Below are 22,671 nucleotides of genomic sequence, written 5' to 3' on the forward strand. Positions count from 1 at the left end.
CGTCACCCTGTTGCTGCTGTTTTATGGGTATTTGGGCAAAGAAGAAGCCGGTTTCTTCTTTGTCTAAATACCCGAATGCGGCATCGCCCACAAAAACAACCCTGCGGCTTCCGCGCGCCGGACTGCCTCGTCCCGATCCAACAGGATCACGCCACCCGCCTGCCAGGCAATTCCGGCCAATCCGGCGGCAGCGGCCTGCGACACGCTGTCGGGACCAAGCGTCGGCAGGTCGATGCGCATGTCCTGCCCCGGCTTGGGCGCCTTGTAGAAGACGCCCCTCGCGCCCTTGGGATTGGGGCGCAGGTCCGCATGGCGGGCGGCAAATTCCAGCATCGCCGCCGTGCCCGGCAGCGTCTCGATGGCAAGGCACTGGCCCTGCGCCACAACAGCACCCTGCCCCACGTCCAGCGGTCCCAGCGTCGCCTGGATCAAGGCCGCGCGTTCGGCGTCCCGCCGATCGGCAGGTGAGGGCTGGCCCGCCAGCACGCCCTCGCCTGGGATCAGATCGGGCGCGATCTCGGCGACCGAGGCGATGGACAGCCCATGTTCCTCGAAAACGTCCAGGACCGCCCGCAGCGCGCCATCGTCGCCCGACTGCATCGCCATCATGATGCGCGGCACCAGTTGCGCGGTGCGGTTGTCGAACAGTTCCGGGTCAAGGCGCGGGCGGCGGATGGCGCCAGCAAAAACCACGCGCGACACGTCCTGATCGGTCAGGCTGTCCAGGAAGGGCACAAGCCGTTCCAGGCGGAAGGGTTGCGCATCCACGCCGTCCGGCGCAAAGCCGTCCAAGGCATAGACCAGCGGCGCATCCAGCGCGGCGATGACGGCGGGGGCCAGGGCACCCTGGCCTGCGATGACGGCAGTGCGGCTCATGCAGGTTTCGGGGTCAGGAAACTGCGGTCGGACGGACCCAGGATGAAGTCCAGCACGTCGCGCACCATCGCCCCCGTCTCGGCTTCGGCCATCTGGCGGGCACGGTCGCGGAAACTGCCCGCGCCCAGCCGGTCCAGCATCTCGCGCAACTCATGAATGTCGGCGCGGCTGGCGCCCCGGCGCTTCAACCCGACAAGGTTCAGCCCGTCCAGATGCCCGCGCGGGCCTTGCACGAGGCCATAGGGGATCACGTCCGCCGTCACCATCGTCACCGCGCCGATCATCGCACCGCGTCCGATGCGCACCCACTGATGCACACCCGACAGCCCGCCGATGATCACGTCGTCGTCCAGGTGGCAATGCCCGGCCAGGGACGCGTTGTTGACCAGGATCACCCGGTCGCCAAGCTGGCAGTCGTGGCCCACATGGCAGCCCGCCATGAACAGCCCGTCGTCACCGATGCGGGTCACGCCGCCGCCGCCCTGGGTGCCGGGGTTCATGGTGACGTATTCGCGGATGCGGTTGCGCGCGCCGATCTCCAGCCGCACATCCTCGCCCTTGAACTTGAGATCCTGCGGCACCTCGCCGATCGAGGCGAAGGGAAAGACCACCGTGCCCGCGCCGATGCTGGTATCCCCGGCAATGGCGACGTGGGATTTCAGCTCCACCTCGTCGCCCAGCCGCACCTTGGGACCGACCACGCAGAACGGGCCGATCCGCACGCCCGTGCCGATTTGCGCGCCGTCCTCGATGACGGCGGTGGGGTGGATCTCAACCATCGGCCTTCAGGGCCATCATGGCGGTGAATTCGGCCGAGGCGCAAAGCTGGCCATCGACCAGGGCGCGGCCCTCGAACTTCCAGATCTTGCCGCCGCCGCGCAGGGCCTTGCAATGCAGTTCAAGCACGTCGCCCGGCACCACCATGCGGCGGAACTTGCACTTGTCGATGCCCATGAAATAGGTCGCCAGCGGCTTGTCGATGATGTTCATGCTGACGCCCACGATCACGGCGGATGTCTGGGCCATCGCCTCGACGATGGTGACGCCGGGCATGACGGGTTCCTCGGGGAAGTGGCCCTGGAAATGCGGCTCGTTGCTGGTGACCATCTTGATGCCCACGCCGCCTTCGTGCGGGACGATGTCGCGCACCTTGTCGATGAACAGGAACGGATAGCGATGGGGAATGATGCGCTTGATCAGCGACAGATCGGCCTCGGCATAAGGGGCGGGCGCGCGCGTTTCTTCGGCCATGAGCGTTCCTTCAGGACGTTTTATTCCGGTTAGCAATGCGGTTGCCACTTGGCAAGCGGTCAGCCCGGCGAGGTCGGGGCCATGGGCGCAGCCTTGCCGGGCCGGCCTTCGCGCAGCCAGCCGGTCAGGATCAGCCCCGACACCAGCAGCAGCCAGGCCCAGCCAGGCAGCAGGGGCTGACGTTCCAGCCCGGTCACCGATGCCGCGTCGCGCGGCGTGATCGCGATCCAGTCGCCAAGCGCCGCGCTGCCATGGGCGCTGCGTCCCGGATCGACCGTGCGCAGGTCGGGCACCCCGTCGGACAGCGCCACGGCCCCGCCCCCGGTCGCCGACATCAGCGGCTGCAAGGCGGCGGGGCTTGCCACCGTCTGCTCGAACTCTCGCGGGGCGGCAGGACCAAGCGCCAGCACCCGGCGCAGGCCGCCGTCCGCCAGGCGATACAGTCCCGGTTCCGGCGCGGTCCAGTCGGCGGTGAAGCGGCCCGGCCCGGCTTCAGACAGGGGCACCTCCTCGGTCTCGCCATCGGGGCGGGTCACGACCAGCGGGCCGGCGCTGTCGGCCATGGTGCGGCGGGTAAACCGCACCGTCATCCCGTCCGAGACATCGGCCAGCAGGGCCTCCTCCTCCAGCTCGGGTTCCTTCATCGACCAATGGGCGATGCGGCGCAGCAGTTCCAGCTGCGGCCCGCCCCCTTCGAAACCGCGCCCCCACAGCCACACCTGGTCCGAGGTCAGAAGCGCCACCCGCCCCTCGCCCACGCGGTCCAGGATCAGCAGGGGTTCGTCGTCGATCCCGGTCATGGCGACCTGCGCATCGGGGTCGGGCTGGACCGTGGCCATGCGCAGCCAGCGGCCCCAGGTCGGATCCTCGCCTTCGGACCCCGGCAGTGCGGCGGTCACGGGATGGCGGCGGCCTTCCTCGGTCAGTTCGGGCCGGAAGGGCTGTTCAAGCACCCGGCCCGTCGGGCGGGCAGGCAGGATCCGGCCCAGCGGGGACAGATAAAGGCTTTCGACCCCCGCCATTTCCGGCCCCGCAGAAATCAGGATCGCGCCGCCGTCTTCGACATACTGGGCGATGTTGAGGTAATAATCCGGCGGCAGGATTCCCCGCACGCTGTAGCGGTCGAAGATGATCAGGTCGAAATCGCCGATCCGTTCCATGAACAGTTCCTGGGTCGGAAAGGCGATCAGCGACAGTTCGTTGACGGGGACGCCGTCCGACTTGTCGGGCGGGCGCAGGATGGTGAAGTGGATCAGGTCAACCGCCGCGTCGGATTTCAGCAGGTTGCGCCAGGTCCGCTCGCCCGCGTGGGGTTCGCCCGACACCAGCAGCACCCGCAGCCGGTCGCGCACGCCGTTGATGGTGATGGCGGCGCTGTTGTTGCGGTCGGTCAGTTCGTCCCCTTCGGGCGCGTCGAAACCGACCTGCACGACGTTCTGCCCGGCGTGATCCAGCGTCAAAGGCAGGGTGATGGATTGGCCCAGGGGAACAGCCAGAACCAGCTCGTCCTCGCCGTCCAGGGACAGGCGCAGGTTGACGGATCCTGTCTGCGCCTCGGGCGGGACGACGCCCTGGTCCTCGATCCGCAGGCGGATCGTCACCTGCTGGTCGATCAGGCCGAAGGCGGGGGCTTCCTCGATCACCAGGCGGCGGTCCCAGTCCTGGGGCCTGCCGGTCAACAACACATGGACCGGCGCAGGCACCGTTGCGGGCAGCATGGCCGGGTCGTGCAGCCGCCCGTCGGTCACGGCGATCACGCCCGCCAGCCGGGTTTCAGGTTCGGCGGCGATGGCACGGGCCATCTCGGTCGCCAGCAGGGTGCCGTCGTCGCTGTCGCCGACTGTCACGCGGCGCAGTTCGGTATTGGGCAGCGCGGCGATCTGGCGGGTCATGGCAGCCACCGCAGCATCGGCCTGCGCGGTCCGTTCCGGCAGGCTCTGGCTGGCGGAACGGTCGTCGATCAGGATCACGATGTCCGAAAGCCCGGCACGGCTGCCGATCTCAAGCGCGGGTCCGGCTAGGGCCAGGGCGGCGGCAAGCCCGGCAAGTCCCCGCCAGGCCCAGCCGCGCAGGCCCCGCCACAGCGCGAAACCCGCCACCAGCAGCGCAAGAACGGCCAGGGCGGTGATCGCCCACCAGGGCAGCAGCGGGTCGAAGCGAAGCTGGGTCATGGGCCAAGCGTCTCCTCGGTCCGCATCCGGTCCAGCAGGGCGGGAACATGGACCTGGTCGGATTTGTAATTGCCCGTCAGGACATACATGATCAGGTTCACGCCGAACCTGAAGGCCATCTCGCGCTGCATCTCGCCCTCCCATCCGCTGCCGATGGGAAAGGTGGGATAGCCGTTCTCATCGACGGCCCAGGCTTCGGCCCAGGAATTGCCGCCGATCACCACGGGGCTGACGCCGTCGTTCAACTGGCGGAAGGGCACCCCCTCGGCGGCTTCGGCCCCGGCGGGGGGCGCCTCCAGCCAGACGGGATTGCCCTGCCAGCGGCCCGGAAAATCCGACAGCAGATAGAAGCTGCGGGTCAGGACGTGATCGTCGGGGACCGGCGACAAGGGCGGGACCTCCAGCGGCGCGGCCAGGGTCTGCAGCGCCTGCGACATGTCCGGCCCGCCAACGCCGGCGACATCGCCGTCGCGCGTGTCGAACAGGATCATCCCGCCGGAGCGCAGGAAATGGTTCAGCCGGACATAGGCCTGCGGCGAGGGCGCAGGCTGCGTGTCGGTGATCGGCCAGTAGAGGAAGGTCAGGACCGACAGGTCGTCCTGGTCCAGGTCGATGGCGACCGGCTGGCCCGGCTCGACCGAGGTGCGCTGCGCCAGCACCATCGACAGCCCGCGCAGCCCTTCCAGCGATGCTTCGTCCACACGATCGTCGCCGGTCACGACATAGGCCAGCGCGACCTCGTTGGCGGCGCGGGCCAGTTCGGGGTTCACGTCCGGCGCCGGTTCTTGGGCCTGAGCCTGAGCCTGGGGCGCGGGCAGGATCATCACGGCCAGCAGCATGGCCGCCGCGACCCGTCCGCCGCGCGCGATCATCGCCGACCCCAACGCATCCAGCGCCAGCATCAGCGCCGCCAGCGCCAGAAGCAGGCCGCGCAGATCGCGCCCGGTGGCCGCGCCCGCAGCCTCAACCGTGGCGCCGGGCCACTGGGCCAGCACCAGCGGACCGCCCGCGTTCAGCGCCACCCGTCGTTCGCCCGCGGCATAGATGCCCGCCGGACGGTCCGGCCCCGGCCCCAGCACCAGGTCGGCCGCCGCGACCGGCGCCAGCCCCTCGGCGGGCGAGGCGCGGCCAAAGCCGTCCAGCACGGTTTCCGGCGTCCAGAACGGCTGGTCACGATCGTCCGCCCGTTCTTCGGCCGGCGAGACGCGGGCGGTCTGAACCAGGCGATTCAGCATGTCCACGAACAGGCCCGAGATCGGCAGGTTCGACCATTCGGCATTGGCGGTGACATGGAACAGCACCACCTGCCCCTGCCCCACGCGGGCGCGTGTCACCAGCGGCGTATTGTCCGACAGCGCGGCCAGTGTCTTTTCCGCCAGATCGGGCGCGGGCTGCGCCATCAGTTGCGCGCGGATCGCGACATCCTCCGGCGGGGTCAGCCCGGCGAAGACCCCATCGGCGGCAAAGGGCGCGATCCCGCGCGGATCGCCCCAGGACAGCGCCCCGCCGATGTCGCGCCCGCCCTGCCGCAGGGCAACGGGGATCAGGGGTTCGTCCTGCAAATCCTCGAACGCGGCCATGCGGGGGCCTGCGAAACGGATCAGCAGCCCCCCTTCATCGACCCAGGCGGCCAGGTCATCGGCTTCGGCCAGATCGACCTGGTCGGCCAGCACGATCACGTCCGGCGCGGTGTTCAGGACATCGCCAAGTCCACCTTCCACCAGATCGGTCGTGGGCGTCAGCGCACGGCGAAGATAATGCAGTTGCGACAAAAGCTGCTGCCCCTCAGCCTGCCGGTCCGCCTCGCCCACCAAGCCCACCTTGCGGCGTTTGACCCGGTCGTCGGCCAAGACCACAGCACCGGCATGAGCCTCGCCCTCGACTTGGAAGCGGGTGATGCGGTTGCGCAGTTCGGGCGGCAGGTCGATGGCCGTGGGGCGGGTGCTGATCCCCGCAGCCGTGGCCGCATCGCCAGGGGTCAGGCGGGCCAGTTCGCGTTCGACGCCCTGCGGGTCGGGACCGATGGCCAGGATCGCAGGCGCGGCCTCGTCCGTGGCGGACAGCGTCAGGGACGGGGTGTCGCCAGCATGGAGCGACAGCGACCGAAGGGCGCGCGCGGGCGGGACCACCGTCACCGGCCCGCGGTCGGCCACGGCCGCAAGCCAGGCGGCGCGGTTCGGGTGATCCAACCCGTCGCTGATCCACAGGGTGGAAAGCTGGCCCTCGGGGACGGCAGCCAGGGTCGCGCTGGGATCATCGGGAAGGCCCGTAGGCCAGGACACCGGTTGCGCGGCGCGCAGGCCCGCCAGCAAGGTATCGGCGGGGGCAAAGGGCAATGCGCCGGGCGCGGGACGGCCATCGGCCAGCAGCAGGGCAGCGGGGCGACCCTGGGCTGCCGCGTCCGACAACGCGGATTCGGCGCGTGTCACGCGGGCGGGCCAATCGGGCGCGGCGGACCAGCCTGCATCCAGCACCACCAGCAGCGGGCCGGTCTGATTGCCGGGCGCCGCCGGCTTCCAGCTTGGTCCGGCGAAGGCCAGGATCATCGCGGCCACCGCCGCCAGGCGCAGCAGCAGCAGCCACCAGGGCGTGCGCCGCGCAATCGGAACGCGGTCCAGCAATCCCCGCAGCAGCGCCACGCCGGGAAAGGCAACCTGGCGCGGCGCGGGCGGCAGGGCGCGCAGGATCACCCACAGCACCGGCAGCGCAATCAGCGCGGTCAGCACCCAGGGGGCCGCGAAGCCTATGGGACCCAGCATCAACATCAGTCGGCAAGCACCTGATAAAGCCAGCTTAGCGCCACGGCGGGGGCATGGCCGGTCGAATGGTGGCCGAACTGCCAGCCCGCCTGGGTCGCCCGGCGGCGCAGCCAGTCGCGGCGTTCCGCCAGACGCGCCAGATAGGCATCGCGCAGCCCGCCCGCATCGCGGCTGTCATGGCGGACGGCGCCCGACAGGGACCGGAACAGCACCGCGCCCTCGTAAGGGAAAACCTCCTCGTCCGGGTCCAGGATCTGCATCAGAACACCGGTGACGCCGATGCCCGCCGCTCGGGCCAGCAGCGCATCGACCCAGGCCGTGTCGGTCAGGAAATCCGACAGGATCACCAGACGCTGGTTGGGGCGCAACATGTCGGGGGACGGCGCGTCGTCGTCGCCGGGGATCGGCACGGAGGCGGCGATCTGTTCGGCCAGCCGGTCCGCCTGGACCCGGCCCGCGCGGGCTGGCTGGCCCAGCAGGCCCACCTTCTCGCCCCCCCGCAGCAGAACCATCGCCAGCGCCAGCGCCAGAAGATGCGCCCGGTCCGCCTTGGTCGGCCGGTCGGGCGAACCCGCATAACCCATCCCCTGCCCGGCCGAGATCCAGAGGCCGACCGCCTGCGCCGTCTGCGCCTCTCGGTCGCGGACGAATTGTGCGTCCGACCGTGCGGACCGGCGCCAGTCGATCGACCGGGCAGAATCGCCCTGGGCGGCGGGGCGGTATTGCCAGAAATCTTCCCCGGGACCGCTGCGGCGCAGGCCGTGGGCGCCCGGCGCGATCATCGCGGCAAGCCGTTCCGCCGACAGGATCAGCGCCGGCAGATGGCCGCTGGCCGACTGCGCCCCCGATCTGAGGGTGGCGGCGCGGAGATCGGCGGGGCGTTGTGTCAAGACGCCCTCATGCTGCCTGGCGTGCGCTGAAGCGGTCGGCCAGCAGACGGCCGATCACGCCGTCCACGGTTTCCCCCCGCGCACGGGCGGCGAAGGACAGCGCCATGCGGTGGCGCAGGACAGGCGCGGCCATGGCCTCGACATCCTCCAGCGTGGGGGCGAAGCGGCCGTTCAGCACGGCGCGGGCGCGTGTCACCAGCATCAGGGCCTGCGCCGCGCGCGGTCCCGGCCCCCAGATCAGTGTGTCGCCGATGAAACCGGCTGTTTCCGCGCCGCCCGGACGGCAGGCGCGGACCAGATCCAGGATCGCCTCGACCACCCCCTCGCCCACGGGCATCTGGCGGATCAGGCGCTGCGCGTCGATCAGCCCCTCGGCGTCGAAGGCGGCATGGGCGCGCCCATCCTCGACCCCTGTGGTGGCCAGCAGGATCGCCCGTTCGGTGTCGCGGTCGGGATAGTCCACGTCGATCTGAAGCAGGAAACGGTCCAGCTGCGCCTCGGGCAGCGGATAGGTGCCTTCCTGCTCGATGGGGTTCTGGGTCGCGAGGACGTGGAACGGACGGCCCAGGGGGCGGTGCTGGCCGCTGATCGTGACCTCGCGCTCCTGCATGGCCTGCAGCAGGGCGGACTGGGTGCGCGGCGACGCCCGGTTGATCTCGTCCGCCATCAGAAGCTGGGTGAAGACCGGGCCTTCGATGAAGCGGAAGGCGCGGGACCCGTCGGGCAGGACATCCAGAACCTCGGACCCAAGGATGTCGGCGGGCATCAGGTCGGGGGTGAACTGGATCCGCTGGCTGCCCAGGCCCAGGACAGTGGACAGCGTATCGACCAGCATCGTCTTGCCAAGGCCCGGCTGGCCCACAAGCAGCGCGTGGCCGCCCGACAGGATCGCCGCCAGGACCTGTTCGACCACCTGATGCTGGCCGACGAAACGGCGCTCGATGCTGGCGCGGGCATCGGCAAGGCTTTGCCCAAGTTGTTCGACCCGCGTAACCAGATTCTCATCCGAAGCCATGACAACGTCCCTTCGCTGCTTTAGACGAACCATAAGAGGATATCGGAAAGGCGACCACAGAGAATGGCAGATCGCGGTGACAAAGCTGTGAGCGCCGAAGGCATTGCCGCCGCGGCCAGCAAGGCGGCCAAGGGGGGCCTGCCGCCCGTGCATCTGTGGAACTCGCCCTTCTGCGGCGACCTGGACATGGAGATCCGCGCCGACGGCAGCTGGTTCTATCAGGGCACGCCCATCGGCCGCCCCGCCATGGTCCGGCTTTTCTCGACGATCCTGAAGCGAGAAGGGGACAGCTTCTTCCTGGTGACGCCGGTCGAGAAGGTGGGCATCCGCGTTGTGGACGCGCCTTTCCTCGCAATCGACGCCGATATCCTGCCCGATGCCGTGACGTTCACCACGAACGTGGGCGACCGGGTCACGGCCGGGCCGGACAACCCCATTACCCTGCGCGGCACCCCTGACGCGCCGCGTCCCTATGTCCATGTGCGCGCCGGGCTGGAAGCCCTGATCGACCGCAAGACCTTCTATCGCCTCGCCGCCGCCGCGGCCGAGGATGCGGGCCGCGCGGGCATCCGGTCGGGCGGCGTGTTCTTTCCGCTGGAACCCTGATGCCCCGCTTCGCCGCCAACCTGACGATGCTGTTCACCGAACTGCCGATGCTGGAGCGATTCGCCGCCGCGGCGGATGCAGGGTTCCAGGGGGTCGAGATCCTGTTTCCCTATGACATCCCCGCCCGCGACCTGTCGCGCGCAGCCATTTCGGCGGGGCTGGAATTCGTGCTGATGAACACGCCGCCGCCCAACTGGGCAGGCGGGCCGCGCGGTTTTGCCGCCGAGCCGGGGCTTGAGGATCGTTTCCGCAGCGATTTCGACCGCGCGCTGCGCTTTGCCGAGGCGTTGCGGGCGCGCCATGTTCACGTCATGGCAGGCTACGCCCAAGGCCCCGAGGCGCGTGCCACATTCACACGCAACCTGGCCTGGGCGGCGGATCGCGCCCCCCATGTCAGCCTGACGGTCGAGCCGCTGAACCCCGTGGATCAGCCGGGCTATTTCCTGGCGGATTTCGACCTGGCGGCCGAAATCATCGCCGAAGTCGGCGCGCCGAATCTGGGGCTGCAATTCGACAGCTATCATGCCCAGTTGATCACGGGGGACGCGATGGCAGTCTGGCGCAGACATGCGGGCATCGTCCGTCATATCCAGGTCGCGGGTGTTCCCGGACGCCACGAACCGGCGGGCGGGATGATCGACTATCCGGGCTTTTTCGCCGCCCTGGATCAATCGGGCTACAAGGGCTGGGTCAGCGCCGAATACAATCCCCGGTCCCTGACCGAACAGGGTCTGGGCTGGCTGCCGCGGAGGTGAGGCGGTCTGCCCTGGCAATGGAACCCGATGCAGATCAAACCGTTAAACGTTCGATCGCCCTAAGGGCACAGGCCGGGCCGCATCCCTTCCAGGATACAGGCATGGCAGTCAACACAAAGGAGCCGTTGCCATGAACTCGATCATCTACATCGTCGGCCTGGTCGTCGTCGTCTTGTTCATCCTGTCCTTCCTGGGACTGCGCTAGGACCCGATGCGCGGCGCCATGGCGGCGCCGCGATTGCGTCTGGTCTTTCGGACGACTTTTCTGTAGGGCGACCGCGAATTGAAAAGGGTCGTTCATGGATATCCGCAACATCGCCATCATTGCTCACGTTGACCACGGCAAGACGACGCTGGTCGACCAGCTGTTGCGCCAGTCCGGGGCCTTCCGCGAGAACCAGGCCGTCGCCGAACGGGCGATGGACAGCAACGACATCGAACGCGAACGCGGCATCACCATCCTGGCCAAGGCGACTTCGGTCGAATGGAAGGGCACGCGCATCAACATCGTGGACACGCCGGGCCACGCCGATTTCGGCGGCGAGGTGGAACGGATCCTGTCCATGGTCGATGGCGTCTGCCTGCTGGTCGATGCCGCCGAAGGTCCGATGCCGCAGACGAAGTTCGTGACCTCGAAGGCGCTGGCGCTTGGGCTGCGTCCGATCGTGGTGCTGAACAAGGTGGACAAGCCCGCCGCCGAACCCGACAACGCGCTGAACGATGTCTTCGACCTCTTCGCGAACCTGGGCGCCAATGACGAACAGCTGGACTTCCCGCATGTCTATGCAAGCGGCATCGGCGGGTGGGCGGACGAGACGCTGGACGGTCCGCGCAAGGACATGTCGGCGCTGTTCGACCTGATCCTGTCGCATGTCCAGCCGCCGAAGCAGATTGCCCGCGTGGACGAGCCGTTCCAGATGCTGGCGACCACCTTGTCCGCCGACCCCTTCCTGGGCCGCCTGCTGACCGGCCGGGTCGAGGCGGGCCGCGCCAAGGCGGGCGACACCGTCAAGGCGCTGTCGCGCGACGGCGAGCGGATCGAGCAGTTCCGCATCAGCAAGGTCCTGGCCTTCCGCGGCCTGACCCAGACCCCCATCGACGAGGCGCAGGCCGGCGACATCGTGACCCTTGCCGGCATGTCCAAAGCCACCGTCGCCGACACCATCTGCGCGCTGGACATCGACACCGCCCTGCCCGCGCAGCCCATCGATCCGCCCACCATCAGCGTGACCTTTGGTATCAACGACTCGCCCCTGGCAGGCCAGGACGGCAAGAAGGTCCAGTCCCGCGTCATCCGCGAGCGCCTGATGCGCGAGGCCGAGGTGAACGTCGCAATCAAGGTCGAGGACACGCCGGGCGGCGACGCCTTTGTCGTCTCGGGCCGGGGCGAATTGCAGATGGGCGTGCTGATCGAGAACATGCGCCGCGAGGGCTTCGAGCTGTCGATCAGCCGTCCCCGCGTGATCTTCCGCGAGGAAGACGGCCAGCGCATGGAGCCGATCGAGGAAGTCATCATCGACGTGGACGACGACTATACCGGCGTGGTGATCGAAAAGCTGACCGGCGAGCGCAAGGGCGACATGGTGGACATGCGCCCGGCAGGCGTGGGCAAGACCCGGATCGTGGCCCATGTGCCGTCGCGGGGGCTGATCGGATATCATGGCGAATTCATGACCGACACGCGCGGCAACGGCGTGCTGAACCGCATCTTCCACGGCTGGGCGCCCTACAAGGGTCCGATCCAGGGCCGCCGCCAGGGCGTTCTCATCAGCATGGAGGACGGTGTGTCCGTCGCCTATGCGCTGTGGAACCTGGAGGACCGGGGCAAGATGTTCATCGGCGCGCAGGAGCAGCTTTATACCGGCATGATCATCGGCGAGCACAGCCGCGACAACGACCTGGAAGTGAACCCGCTGAAGGGCAAGAAGCTGACCAACGTCCGCGCATCCGGCACGGACGAAGCCGTGCGCCTGACGCCCCCGGTTCGCATGTCGCTGGAAGAAGCCATCGCCTATGTCAACGACGACGAACTGGTCGAGGTGACGCCCAAGAACATCCGCCTGCGCAAGCGTTACCTGGATCCCCACGAACGCAAGCGCCAGGCCCGCGCCGAGGGCTGACCTCGCCCTGACCTGACCATTTGGCGAAGTTCGCAGACCCCCTGCACCGTGTTAACCTTGAGCCGATGGAACCCGTGTCGGGATCGTCGGCGCATGTCCCTGGTGTCTGGTGATACGGTCTTGTGGTGTTTGCGACGGTGCCCTGCATCCGATGGATCGGCCGCAATCCCGCTTGTCGACGTTATTGGCAGGGAACCAGCCGGGAAAGGATCGGTTCAAGATATGGGAGGGGCGTCCGGCGCCACCCCTGCACGTTTGTCCCGCCATGAACCTCGTTGACCAGGACAGCCGCGTGAGCAAGCACAACGACATCATGAAGGGCCTGGGGCTGCACGGGCAGGCGGTGGTTGCCACGCTGGAAATCATCGTTGATCCCGACGGTCGCGGCCCCGATCTTCCCGATGTCGCCAGGCGCATCGGAATTCCGGTCGATGATCTTCGCCGCATCTTTCCCGATGATCGCAGCCTGCTGATCGCCGTGGCGGAACAGGCCTTGGTCCGGTTGATGGACTCCTGCACGAAGGCGGTCGTGAAGGTCAATCCCGACGACGCGGTGGGCCAGTTCCTTGCGCTGGGCAAGGCCTATATCCGCTGGGCGGTGGATCATCGGGTGCAGTTCCGGCTGATTTCCGGTCATCCGGCGCTGGATGCCGCGCGGGAACCTGAATTGCGCCGTTACCTGGATTCCGTGATCGACCTGATGACGCGAATGCTGGAACGCGCGCGCGATGCAGGCCACCTGCGCCAGGACGAGAATATCCCGTTGCTGGTCCTGTCCTCGCGTGCCTTCGCCGTTGGTCTGGCGCAGATGATCGTCGAGGGCCGGTTGGAAACCCAACCAAACGCCTGCACCCCGCTGGAGGCGGCAGAGCAGGCGATGGCGGATTTCGTGACCCGGATTGCCCGCGCCACGACCCGGCGAAAGCGTCGCGGCAGGGGGTGACGGCCCAGGCTGCGGCTGGCGGTTTCAGTGATGCTATTTGACATCGCGGTCAGCCTGCCCCAGGGCCGACCCAGCCTTAATCATATTTTCAGATTTTTCTGACAGCCTGCTGGTTCGAAGGGTGGCTGCCGTCACCCGCAGCTGGCTTGTCGCAGGGAAGGAAGACGCGTGGCGCACCGCCGTCTTCCGGGCTGCGGCGGATCTGGGGTTCCGCCGCAGCCACATCCCCATCGCCTGGGCGGCGTCGGGCACGGCAGCCATTTTCGCTTTCGGTCGCGGCGGCCTTGGGCTATCCCATCCCCGACCGCAGCAGATGAAAGACGAACCGCCGTGAAAGACTATATCATCAGGGATATCTCGCTGGCCGATTTCGGCCGCAAGGAACTGGACATCGCCGAAACGGAAATGCCCGGCCTGATGGCACTGCGGGCGGAATATGGTGCGGCCAAGCCCCTGGCCGGCGCCCGGATCGCGGGCAGCCTGCACATGACGGTTCAGACCGCCGTGCTGATCGAAACGCTGGTGGCGCTTGGCGCCGATGTCCGCTGGGCGTCCTGCAACATCTACTCGACCCAGGACCACGCCGCCGCAGCCATCGCGGCATCCGGTGTGCCGGTCTTCGCCATCAAGGGCGAGACGCTGGTGGATTACTGGGCCTATACCGACAAGATCTTCCAGTTCCCGGAAGGCACCTGCAACATGATCCTGGACGACGGCGGGGACGCGACCATGTATGTCCTGCTGGGCGCGCGGGTCGAGGCGGGCGAAACCGGCCTGATCGACGTTCCCACCAGCGAGGAAGAAGAAGCCCTGTTCGCCCAGATCCGCAAGCGCCTGGCGGAAAGCCCCGGCTGGTTCACCCGCCAGCGCGACGCCATCAAGGGCGTCAGCGAGGAGACGACCACGGGCGTCCATCGCCTTTACGACCTGCACAAGAAGGGCCTGCTGCCCTTCCCTGCGATCAACGTGAACGACAGCGTCACCAAGTCGAAATTCGACAACAAGTACGGCTGCAAGGAATCGCTGGTCGACGGCATCCGCCGCGCCACCGACACGATGATGGCGGGCAAGGTTGCGGTCGTCTGCGGCTATGGCGATGTGGGCAAGGGATCGGCCGCATCCCTGCGCGGCGCGGGCGCGCGGGTGAAGGTCACGGAAGTGGACCCGATCTGCGCCCTGCAGGCCGCTATGGACGGGTTCGAGGTCGTCCTGCTGGAGGATGTGGCCGACAGCGCCGACATCTTCGTCACCACCACCGGCAACCGCGACGTGATCCGCATCGAGCATATGCGCGCCATGAAGGACATGGCGATCGTCGGCAATATCGGCCATTTCGACAACGAAATCCAGGTGGCCAGCCTGCGCAACCATAAATGGACCAACATCAAGGACCAGGTGGACATGATCGAGATGCCTTCGGGCAATCGCATCATCCTGCTATCCCAGGGCCGGTTGCTGAACCTGGGCAATGCCACGGGCCATCCGTCCTTCGTCATGTCGGCCAGCTTCACCAACCAGGTTCTGGCCCAGATCGAACTGTGGACCAAGGGCGACGAATACGCGCCTGGCGTCTATATCCTGCCCAAGGCCTTGGACGAAAAGGTCGCGCGCCTGCATCTGGACAAGGTGGGCGCGAAGTTGACAGAACTGTCGCGCGAACAGGCCGACTATATCGGCGTGGCGCCCGAAGGCCCCTTCAAGTCAGATCATTACCGGTATTGAGTTCATGACAGAATACAGCCTGTTCACCTCGGAATCCGTGTCCGAGGGCCATCCCGACAAGATTGCCGACCAGATTTCCGATGCGATCCTCGACGCCATTCTGGCCGAGGATCCGCGCGCCCGCGTCGCTTGCGAGACGATGGTGAAGACCGGCGTCGCAATCATTTCGGGCGAGATTTCGACAAATGCCTGGGTCGATCTGGAAAGCATCGTCCGCGGCGTCATCAACGACATCGGCTATACCTCGTCCGACGTGGGCTTTGACGGCTCGACCTGTTCGGTCATCAACATCATCGGCAAGCAATCGCCCGAGATCAACCAGGGCGTTGACCGCGACAACCTGGAGGACCAGGGCGCGGGCGACCAGGGCCTGATGTTCGGCTATGCCTCGGACGAGACCGACGTGCTGATGCCTGCGCCGATCACCTATGCCCACCGGCTGGTGGAACGGCAGGCCAAGGTCCGCCGCGACGGCACGCTGAAATGGCTGCGCCCGGATGCCAAGTCGCAGGTGACGCTGCGCTATGGCGCGGATGGCAGGCCGGAGGCCATCGACGCGGTGGTGCTGTCCACGCAGCACAACCCGGAAATCACCCTGTCCGACCTGCGCGAGGCGGTGATCGAGGAGATCATCAAGCCGGTCCTGCCCGCCGAATGGCTGTCGGACAACACCAAGTATTTCATCAACCCGACCGGCAAGTTCGTGATCGGCGGGCCGGTCGGCGATTGCGGGCTGACGGGCCGCAAGATCATCGTGGACAGCTATGGCGGCATGGCGCGGCACGGCGGCGGGGCGTTTTCGGGCAAGGATCCGTCCAAGGTGGACCGTTCGGCCGCCTATGCGGGCCGCTGGGTCGCCAAGAACATCGTGGCCGCCGGTCTTGCCAGCCGCTGCGAGATCCAGGTCAGCTATGCCATTGGCGAGGCTCAGCCGACCTCGATCAGCCTGAATACCTTCGGGACGGAAACCGTGGCCCATGACAAGATCGTGGCCGCGGTGCGAGAGGTTTTCGACCTGCGCCCCTTTGCGATCATCCGCGATCTGGACCTGCTGCACCCCATCTATCGTCCGACCGCCAGCTATGGGCATTTCGGGCGGCAGCCGTATCAACTGAACCGGGGAACCGCCTTCAGTTGGGAAAGGACCGACCGGGCCGAGGATCTGAAGGCGGCGTTGAGCTGAGGGCGGCGGGGTGGAAGCCCCACCCCGCGCGGTCTTCTGTTGCCGGGTGGGCCTTCACCCCACCTTGGCAGCGTAAAGCACCTTTGCCCGGCTTTCGAAGGCGCGGACGATACGAACCATCGCCTCGTGGAACACGACGCCGATCAGCTTCTGCAAGATCGCGTTCCTGAATTCGAAATCGACGAAGAACTCGACATGGCAGCCGCCTTCGGGGCGGTCGGCGAAGGTCCATCCGCTGCGCATGTACTTGAACGGGCCATCCAGGTATTCGGTATCGATCCGCATCGGATCGGCCTGGGGCCACAGCACCACCCGGCTGCCGAAGCGTTCGCGGAAGACCTTGAAGCTGATGACCAGATCTGCGGCAATCTCCTCGGATCCATCGGGGCGGGTTTCGCGGGACCGGATGCGCGCGGCGCTGTTCCACGGCAGGAACTGGGGATAGCTTTCGATGTCGGCCACCAGGTCGAACATCTGCTGGGCGGTATAGGGAAGGTCCCGGGAATCCTGATGATGGGGCAATGGTGTCTCGCAGGGTTCGGTCTTGTCAGGCGATCTGGTTTTTGATCCTGTCCCCCGGTCTAACAGGAGGCCATTGCCGTGAACAACCTGATCTGGCTGCTGCGTGCTTCGAAATGGGCGCGAAATCCACCCAGCGCGCGAATGGTCAAGCTGGTGCTGGTGGTCGTCGCGGCAGGTCTGTCGATCGCCGTCCTGGAATGGCTGGAACTGTGGCCGGACTGGGCGCGCCTGGAAGAAGGCCGCGCCCCGCGGATCCCGCGTTAGCGACGGACGCGGACCGGCTGCGGCTGTGGACGGCGGGCCATCAGGGCCGCAAGGCCCAGCGTCATGAGAGTGATAAGCGTCAGCATTGCCTTTCCTTTCGTTGCGGGGGCTTACAGCCCCGCCGCCTGGAACGTGTCGCATTGGGCCATGTCGCCCGAATTGAAGCCGCGCATCAACCATTCCTGGCGCTGCGCCGCGCTGCCATGGGTAAAGCTGTCGGGCATCGGCGTGCGCCCAGCGTTCGACTGGATCACGTCGTCGCCGACGGCCTGGGCCGCCCCCATGGCTTCCTCGAGATCGCCCTCTTCCAGCGTGCCGAACCGCTGCTGGGCATGACGCGCCCAGATGCCAGCATAGCAATCGGCCTGCAATTCGGTCAGGACAGAGACCTGGTTGGCATCACGCTCGCTCAGCTGGCTGCGCAAACGGCTGGTCTCGGCCAGCACGCCGGTCAGGTTCTGGACGTGATGGCCTACTTCGTGCGCGATGACATAAGCATAGGCGAAGTCACCCCCCGCCCCCATACGGCTGGCCATCATGTCGAAGAAATCCGTGTCCAGATAAAGCTTCTGGTCGCCGGGGCAGTAGAACGGCCCCATGGCCGAGGACGCGCCCCCGCAGGCCGATTGCACGACGCCACTGAACAGCACCAGCGTCGGATCGCGATAGTCGATCCCTGCCTGCTCGGGCAGCAGAGGCCTCCAGACTTCCTCGGTATCCGCCAGCACGACCGAGACGAATTCGCCCCATTCCTGTTCTTCCTGGGTCAGCGGACGGCTTTCACCGGGCTGGCCCTGATCAAGTCCCTGCACCACTGGCGTGATGTCGATGCCGAAGAAATATCCGACAGCCAGGATCGCCAGCATCCCCACGACGCCGACGCCGCCTGCTCCGGCGGCACCCATGCCGCGCCGATCCTCGATATTGCTGCTGCCGCGCCGTCCACGCCATTGCATTGCCGCGATCTCCCTTGGCCGAACAGGCCTTCCACCCCAAAACACAAGGGCCATGCCGCAGGTTCCCGTGGCTGCTGCCCTGCACCCGATGATCACAGCGCCGCGACAAGATCGCAAGGCGCTTGACGCCGCCGTGCTGCGGGACGATCCACAAGCCAAATCAAGGACGAGGGCACCATGGACGGACGACAACTTTCCCTGCTGGCAGGGGCCGGTTCGGCGGGCCTTCTGATCGCCGCGCTGGGTTTTCAGGCGGCAGGCTATGCGCCGTGCGAGCTGTGCATCCTGCAACGCTGGCCGCATGTCGCGGCGATCATCGTGGCGGTGCTGGTCTGGTGGACCGGCTGGGTCCGGGGCCTGGCGATCCTGGGCATGATCGCGGCGGGGGTCGCCATGGGACTTGCGATCTATCACACAGGGGTCGAATGGAAGCTGTGGCAGGGTCCGACGCATTGTTCGGGCACCATCGGCAACCTAGCCACCATGTCCGCACAGGATCTGATGGATCGGCTGCAATCGGCCCCCGTGGTGCGCTGCGACGAGGTGGCCTGGCGGTTCCTGGGCCTGTCGATGGCGGCCTGGAACGCCGTCTTTTCGGCTGGTTTGGCAGTGGTTTGGGGAATGGCGGCGAAACGGGCCTAAGCCGGTTCTAAAGCTTGTCCGGGGTGCCGCCAAACATTGCCCCCAGGGGTCAGGTTGCCTATATATAACCCAACAAGATGTTGAGGAAATCCCGTGGCCGACACCCCCGAAGACGACCTGCCCGAGACCCCCGAGGCGGGTGACGATACCGCCCCTGCGACCCGCCAGGTGATGCCCCATGACGGCCCGGTCATCGACATCAGTTCCGAGATGCGGACTTCGTATCTGGACTATGCGATGTCGGTCATCGTCAGCCGCGCGATCCCCGACCTGCGCGACGGCTTGAAGCCGGTCCACCGCCGCATCCTTTATGCGATGGACGAGTCCGGCAACACGCCCGACAAGGCCTATCGCAAGTCGGCGCGACCGGTCGGCGATGTCATGGGTAAATACCACCCGCATGGCGATGCCGCGATCTATGACGCGCTTGTCCGCATGGCTCAGGATTTTTCCATGTCCCTGCCGCTGCTGGATGGCCAGGGCAACTTCGGGTCCATGGACGGCGACCCCCCCGCCGCCATGCGCTATACCGAGGTTCGCATGGACAAGCCCGCGAACTTCCTGCTGATGGACATCGACAAGGACACGGTCGACTTCCAGGACAACTATGACGGCAAGGACCGTGAACCCACCGTCCTGCCCGCGCGCTTTCCGAACATGCTGGTCAATGGCGCGGGCGGCATTGCCGTCGGCATGGCCACCAACATCCCGCCCCACAACCTGGGCGAGGTGATCGACGCCACGCTGGAACTGATCGACAACCCCGACCTGCCGACCGAGCGCATCCTGGAAATCGTGCCCGGTCCCGACTTTCCGACCGGGGCAATGATCCTGGGCCGGTCAGGGGCGCGCAAGGCCTATCTGGAAGGGCGCGGCAGCGTCATCATCCGCGCCAAGACCCATATCGAGGAACTGCGCAAGGACCGCTGGGCCATCGTCGTGGACGAGGTGCCCTATCAGGTCAACAAGGCCAGCCTGATCGAACGCATCGCGGAACTTGCCAAGGAAAAGCGGGTCGAAGGCATCGCCTCGGTCCAGGACGAATCCGACCGGCAGGGTGTCCGTGTCGTCGTGGAACTGAAACGCGACGCCACGCCCGACGTGGTGCTGAACCAGCTGTTCCGCTTTACCGCGCTGCAGACCAGCTTTGGCTGCAACATGCTGGCGCTGAACGGCGGCCGTCCCGAGCAACTGACGCTGCGCGACTTCCTGACCCATTTCATCACCTTCCGCGAGGAGGTGGTGGCCCGCCGCACCGCGTTCGAACTGCGCAAGGCCCGCGAACGCAGCCATGTGCTGTGCGGCCTGGCCGTCGCGGTCAGCAACGTGGACGAGGTCGTGGCGACGATCCGGTCATCGGCCGACGCGGCCGCGGCGCGCGAGCGGCTGATGGAACGCCGCTGGCCCGCGCATGAGATCCTGGAATACCTGCGCCTGATCGACGATCCGCTGCATCCGGTGAACGAGGACGGCACCTACAACCTGTCGGAAACCCAGGCCCGCGCGATCCTGGACCTGCGCCTGCAACGCCTGACGCAGCTTGGCGTCCAGGAAGTCACCAGCGAATTGCAGCAATTGGCCGATTCGATCCGCGATTACCTGGCGATCCTGGGATCGCGCGAACGGATCATGGGCATCATCAGCGACGAGCTGCGCGAGGTGCGCGACCTGTTCGCCGTGCCCCGCCGGACCGAGATCACCGATTGGTCCGGCGACATGCTGGACGAGGATCTGATCGAGCGTGAGGACATGGTCGTCACCATCACCTCGGGCGGGTATATCAAGCGCACCGCCCTGGCCGAGTTCCGCAGCCAGCGGCGCGGCGGCAAGGGCCTGTCGGGGATGGCGACCAAGGAAGACGACGTGGTCACCACGCTGTTCGTCGCCAATACCCATACCGAACTGCTTTTCTTCACCACGGACGGCATGGTCTATCGCCTGAAGACCTGGCGGCTGCCGCTGGGCGGGCGCACGGCCAAGGGCAAGGCCATCGTCAACATCCTGCCGATCGAGCCGGGCGTATCCATCGCCGCGCTGATGCCGGTCGATGCGCCGGAAACGGAATGGGAAAACTATCAGGCGGTCTTCGCCACCTCGGACGGGGACGTGCGCCGCAACGCCTTGTCGGACTTCACCAACGTCAAGTCGAACGGCAAGATCGCCATGAAGCTGCCTGACGGCGTGGAACTGGTGGGCGTCCGCATGGCGACCGTGGACGACGACGTGATGCTGGTCACCGCATCCGGCCGGGCGATCCGCTTTCCAACAACCGATGTGCGCGTCTTCAAGGGCCGCGATTCGACGGGGGTCCGGGGCATCCGGCTTGGCGACGGCGACCGCGTGGTCAGCATGTCGGTAATCCGCCACTTCGAAGCCGACCCGGCCGAGCGCGCCGCCTATCTGAAGATGCGCCGCGCGGTCGAAGGTGCGCTTGACGACGGGGCCGAGGCGGACGAGGACGAGGAAACCGTGGCCGAGGCCGCAATCACCCAGGAACGCTATGCGGAAATGTCGGCGGCCGAGGATCTGATCCTGACCATCACCACCAAGGGCGCGGGCAAGATCAGTTCCAGCCACGACTACCCGGTGCGCGGGCGCGGCGGCCAGGGTGTGATGGCGATGGACAAGGCCATGCGCGGCGGCGCCCTGGTTGCCAGCTTCCCGGTTGAAATGGACGACCAGATCATGCTGGCGACCTCGACCGGGCAGTCGATCCGGGTGCCGGTGGACGGCATCAGCTTCCGCTCGCGCAGCGCGGGCGGGGTCAGGGTCTTCAACACCGCAGCGGGCGAGGAAGTCGTGTCCGTGGCCCGCATCGCGGAACAGGGCGACGAGGAACCGACTGAAGCATGAACCAGGGCCCGGCATCTGCCGGGCCTTTTTCAAGACGAGGGACAGATTGACTCCATCCAGCGAAGACGTGCTGCGCCAAAGGCTTCAAACCGGTTTCCTGGGCATCATCGCCTTTTCGCTGATCCTGTTCCTGCTGTTCCAGGCGCGTTTCGTGCTGATCTGCCTGGCCATCGCGATCATCCTGTTCTCGCTGACCTCGGACGCGATCCAGGCGATATCGTCGCGGTTGAAGGTGCCGAACTGGCTGGCGACGGCGCTGGCTCTGATCGGCATCACGCTGGGGCTGATCTGGCTGTCCACGACCATCATGTCCCAGATCAACGAGGTCGTGGGCCGTGCCATCGCCTATACCGAATCCGTGCAGATCGCCCTGACCGCGCTGATCGAGCGTTTCGGTCCCGAGGCGCAGACCCGCCTGCTGGCCGCACTGACCGAATTCAACATCACCGGCTGGCTGCGGTCGCTGGCCGGGCAGGCCTCGGGGCTGTTGTCGGGCAGCCTGCTGGTGATCCTGTTCGTGGGCTTCATGTTCGCGGAACGGACCTGGATGCCGGTCAAGGTCGAACGGCTGACGGGCGATCCGACCCAGGCCGCGCGGATCCGGCAGATCATGGCCTCGATCATGCGGCGGGTGAACCGCTATCTGGTCGTCAAGACCTTTGTCAGCGCGCTGACGGGTGCCGCGGTCTGGCTGATCTTTGCCCTGGGCCGGCTGGAACTGGCCGGGGCGGTGGCCTGGCTGACATTCGTGCTGAACTTCATCCCCAACATCGGGTCGATCATCGCCTGGGGCATCACCGTGGCCCTGGCATTCGTGCTGACGGGCGATCCCACAACGACCGTCGTCGTCGGCATCAGTTGCCTGCTGGTGCATTTCGTCGTGGGCAACATCTTGGACCCGATGCTGACGGGCCAGACGCTGCAACTGTCCAGCTTCGGGATCATCCTGTCCCTGGCCTTCTGGGGCGCGATCTGGGGCATCGCGGGCGCCTTCCTGGCCGTGCCGATCATGGTCGCGGTGATGATCGTCTGCTGGCACGTTCCCTGGCTGCGCCCGGTCGCGATCCTTCTGTCACGCGAAGGGCTGGCGGATACGGATACGGCCATTCGCTGACGACACCGTGACATGACCCAGGCTTGGCC

The 22,671-nt window shown here is 66.8% G+C and carries 20 protein-coding genes; 10 read left to right on the forward strand and 10 right to left on the reverse strand.

The window, feature by feature from the left end; translation table 11 throughout:
- Window positions 1-63: 63 nt before the first annotated feature.
- The 7 genes from RAH32_RS02845 to RAH32_RS02875 are packed head-to-tail and all read right to left on the reverse strand — an operon-like array spanning window position 64 to window position 8,962.
- Entirely contained in the window at window positions 64-876 is an 813-nt protein-coding gene (locus tag RAH32_RS02845; protein WP_306604887.1) for an LpxI family protein, read from the reverse strand.
- Complete coding sequence (gene lpxA, locus RAH32_RS02850) at window positions 873-1,655, reverse strand: acyl-ACP--UDP-N-acetylglucosamine O-acyltransferase (protein WP_306604888.1); 783 nt, start codon at window positions 1,653-1,655, stop codon at window positions 873-875. The genes RAH32_RS02845 and lpxA overlap by 4 nt, the downstream gene beginning before the upstream one ends.
- The gene (gene fabZ / locus RAH32_RS02855) at window positions 1,648-2,127 is read right to left on the reverse strand and encodes a 3-hydroxyacyl-ACP dehydratase FabZ (RefSeq protein WP_306604890.1); all 480 of its coding nucleotides are present in this window, start codon (window positions 2,125-2,127) and stop codon (window positions 1,648-1,650) included. Before fabZ ends, lpxA begins: the two co-directional genes overlap by 8 nt.
- Before the next feature lie 59 nt (window positions 2,128-2,186).
- Entirely contained in the window at window positions 2,187-4,298 is a 2,112-nt protein-coding gene (locus tag RAH32_RS02860) for a hypothetical protein (RefSeq protein ID WP_306604891.1), read from the reverse strand.
- On the reverse strand, window positions 4,295-7,063 hold the full coding sequence (locus RAH32_RS02865) for a DUF4159 domain-containing protein (protein ID WP_306604892.1): 2,769 nt from the start codon (window positions 7,061-7,063) through the stop codon (window positions 4,295-4,297). The genes RAH32_RS02860 and RAH32_RS02865 overlap by 4 nt, the downstream gene beginning before the upstream one ends.
- Complete coding sequence (locus RAH32_RS02870; RefSeq protein WP_306604893.1) at window positions 7,063-7,947, reverse strand: DUF58 domain-containing protein; 885 nt, start codon at window positions 7,945-7,947, stop codon at window positions 7,063-7,065. Before RAH32_RS02870 ends, RAH32_RS02865 begins: the two co-directional genes overlap by 1 nt.
- A 7-nt stretch (window positions 7,948-7,954) precedes the next feature.
- Window positions 7,955-8,962 (reverse strand): AAA family ATPase, encoded by a 1,008-nt coding sequence (locus RAH32_RS02875; RefSeq protein ID WP_306604894.1) that lies wholly within the window; start codon window positions 8,960-8,962, stop codon window positions 7,955-7,957.
- A gap of 63 nt (window positions 8,963-9,025) precedes the next feature.
- Between RAH32_RS02875 and RAH32_RS02880 the strand changes: the two genes are divergently transcribed.
- Both RAH32_RS02880 and RAH32_RS02885 read left to right on the forward strand, forming a co-directional pair.
- The gene (locus RAH32_RS02880; RefSeq protein ID WP_306604895.1) at window positions 9,026-9,568 is read left to right on the forward strand and encodes a DUF1285 domain-containing protein; all 543 of its coding nucleotides are present in this window, start codon (window positions 9,026-9,028) and stop codon (window positions 9,566-9,568) included.
- Window positions 9,568-10,323 carry a hydroxypyruvate isomerase family protein gene (locus tag RAH32_RS02885; protein WP_306604896.1) on the forward strand — a complete coding sequence of 252 codons (756 nt, stop codon included), beginning with the start codon at window positions 9,568-9,570 and terminating at the stop codon, window positions 10,321-10,323. The genes RAH32_RS02880 and RAH32_RS02885 overlap by 1 nt, the downstream gene beginning before the upstream one ends.
- Before the next feature lie 34 nt (window positions 10,324-10,357).
- Here the strand turns inward: RAH32_RS02885 and RAH32_RS02890 are convergent, their stop codons facing one another.
- Window positions 10,358-10,624 carry a hypothetical protein gene (locus tag RAH32_RS02890; protein ID WP_306604898.1) on the reverse strand — a complete coding sequence of 89 codons (267 nt, stop codon included), beginning with the start codon at window positions 10,622-10,624 and terminating at the stop codon, window positions 10,358-10,360.
- Between RAH32_RS02890 and typA the strand changes: the two genes are divergently transcribed.
- The 4 genes from typA to metK all read left to right on the forward strand — a co-directional run bounded on the left by typA (window position 10,623) and on the right by metK (window position 16,291).
- Window positions 10,623-12,443, forward strand: coding sequence for a translational GTPase TypA (typA, locus tag RAH32_RS02895; protein WP_306604899.1), 1,821 nt, complete (start codon window positions 10,623-10,625; stop codon window positions 12,441-12,443). The genes RAH32_RS02890 and typA overlap by 2 nt on opposite strands.
- A gap of 292 nt (window positions 12,444-12,735) precedes the next feature.
- Window positions 12,736-13,386: a TetR-like C-terminal domain-containing protein gene (locus RAH32_RS02900; RefSeq protein ID WP_306604900.1), complete on the forward strand. Its 651-nt coding sequence runs from the start codon at window positions 12,736-12,738 to the stop codon at window positions 13,384-13,386.
- A 330-nt stretch (window positions 13,387-13,716) separates the two neighbouring features.
- The gene (gene ahcY / locus RAH32_RS02905) at window positions 13,717-15,108 is read left to right on the forward strand and encodes an adenosylhomocysteinase (RefSeq protein ID WP_306604901.1); all 1,392 of its coding nucleotides are present in this window, start codon (window positions 13,717-13,719) and stop codon (window positions 15,106-15,108) included.
- Between the two features lie 4 nt (window positions 15,109-15,112).
- Window positions 15,113-16,291 (forward strand): methionine adenosyltransferase, encoded by a 1,179-nt coding sequence (metK, locus tag RAH32_RS02910; protein ID WP_306604902.1) that lies wholly within the window; start codon window positions 15,113-15,115, stop codon window positions 16,289-16,291.
- Window positions 16,292-16,345: 54 nt separating this feature from the next.
- On the opposite strand, the gene RAH32_RS02915 is transcribed toward metK, so the two are convergent.
- Entirely contained in the window at window positions 16,346-16,813 is a 468-nt protein-coding gene (locus tag RAH32_RS02915; RefSeq protein ID WP_306604903.1) for a type II toxin-antitoxin system RatA family toxin, read from the reverse strand.
- 78 nt (window positions 16,814-16,891) lie between these two features.
- Between RAH32_RS02915 and RAH32_RS02920 the strand changes: the two genes are divergently transcribed.
- Window positions 16,892-17,077, forward strand: coding sequence for a hypothetical protein (locus RAH32_RS02920; RefSeq protein WP_306604904.1), 186 nt, complete (start codon window positions 16,892-16,894; stop codon window positions 17,075-17,077).
- A gap of 110 nt (window positions 17,078-17,187) precedes the next feature.
- On the opposite strand, the gene ypfJ is transcribed toward RAH32_RS02920, so the two are convergent.
- Window positions 17,188-18,033 (reverse strand): KPN_02809 family neutral zinc metallopeptidase, encoded by an 846-nt coding sequence (ypfJ, locus tag RAH32_RS02925; protein ID WP_306604906.1) that lies wholly within the window; start codon window positions 18,031-18,033, stop codon window positions 17,188-17,190.
- A 177-nt stretch (window positions 18,034-18,210) separates the two neighbouring features.
- Between ypfJ and RAH32_RS02930 the strand changes: the two genes are divergently transcribed.
- The 3 genes from RAH32_RS02930 (at window position 18,211) to RAH32_RS02940 (ending at window position 22,642) form a co-directional block, all read left to right on the forward strand.
- The gene (locus tag RAH32_RS02930) at window positions 18,211-18,675 is read left to right on the forward strand and encodes a disulfide bond formation protein B (protein ID WP_306604907.1); all 465 of its coding nucleotides are present in this window, start codon (window positions 18,211-18,213) and stop codon (window positions 18,673-18,675) included.
- 171 nt (window positions 18,676-18,846) lie between these two features.
- The gene (gene gyrA / locus RAH32_RS02935; protein WP_306605208.1) at window positions 18,847-21,528 is read left to right on the forward strand and encodes a DNA gyrase subunit A; all 2,682 of its coding nucleotides are present in this window, start codon (window positions 18,847-18,849) and stop codon (window positions 21,526-21,528) included.
- Between the two features lie 46 nt (window positions 21,529-21,574).
- Window positions 21,575-22,642 (forward strand): AI-2E family transporter, encoded by a 1,068-nt coding sequence (locus tag RAH32_RS02940; protein WP_306604908.1) that lies wholly within the window; start codon window positions 21,575-21,577, stop codon window positions 22,640-22,642.
- Window positions 22,643-22,671: the final 29 nt, after the last annotated feature.

It is taken from the genome of Paracoccus yibinensis (genome assembly GCF_030846195.1).
GTDB lineage: Bacteria > Pseudomonadota > Alphaproteobacteria > Rhodobacterales > Rhodobacteraceae > Paracoccus > Paracoccus yibinensis.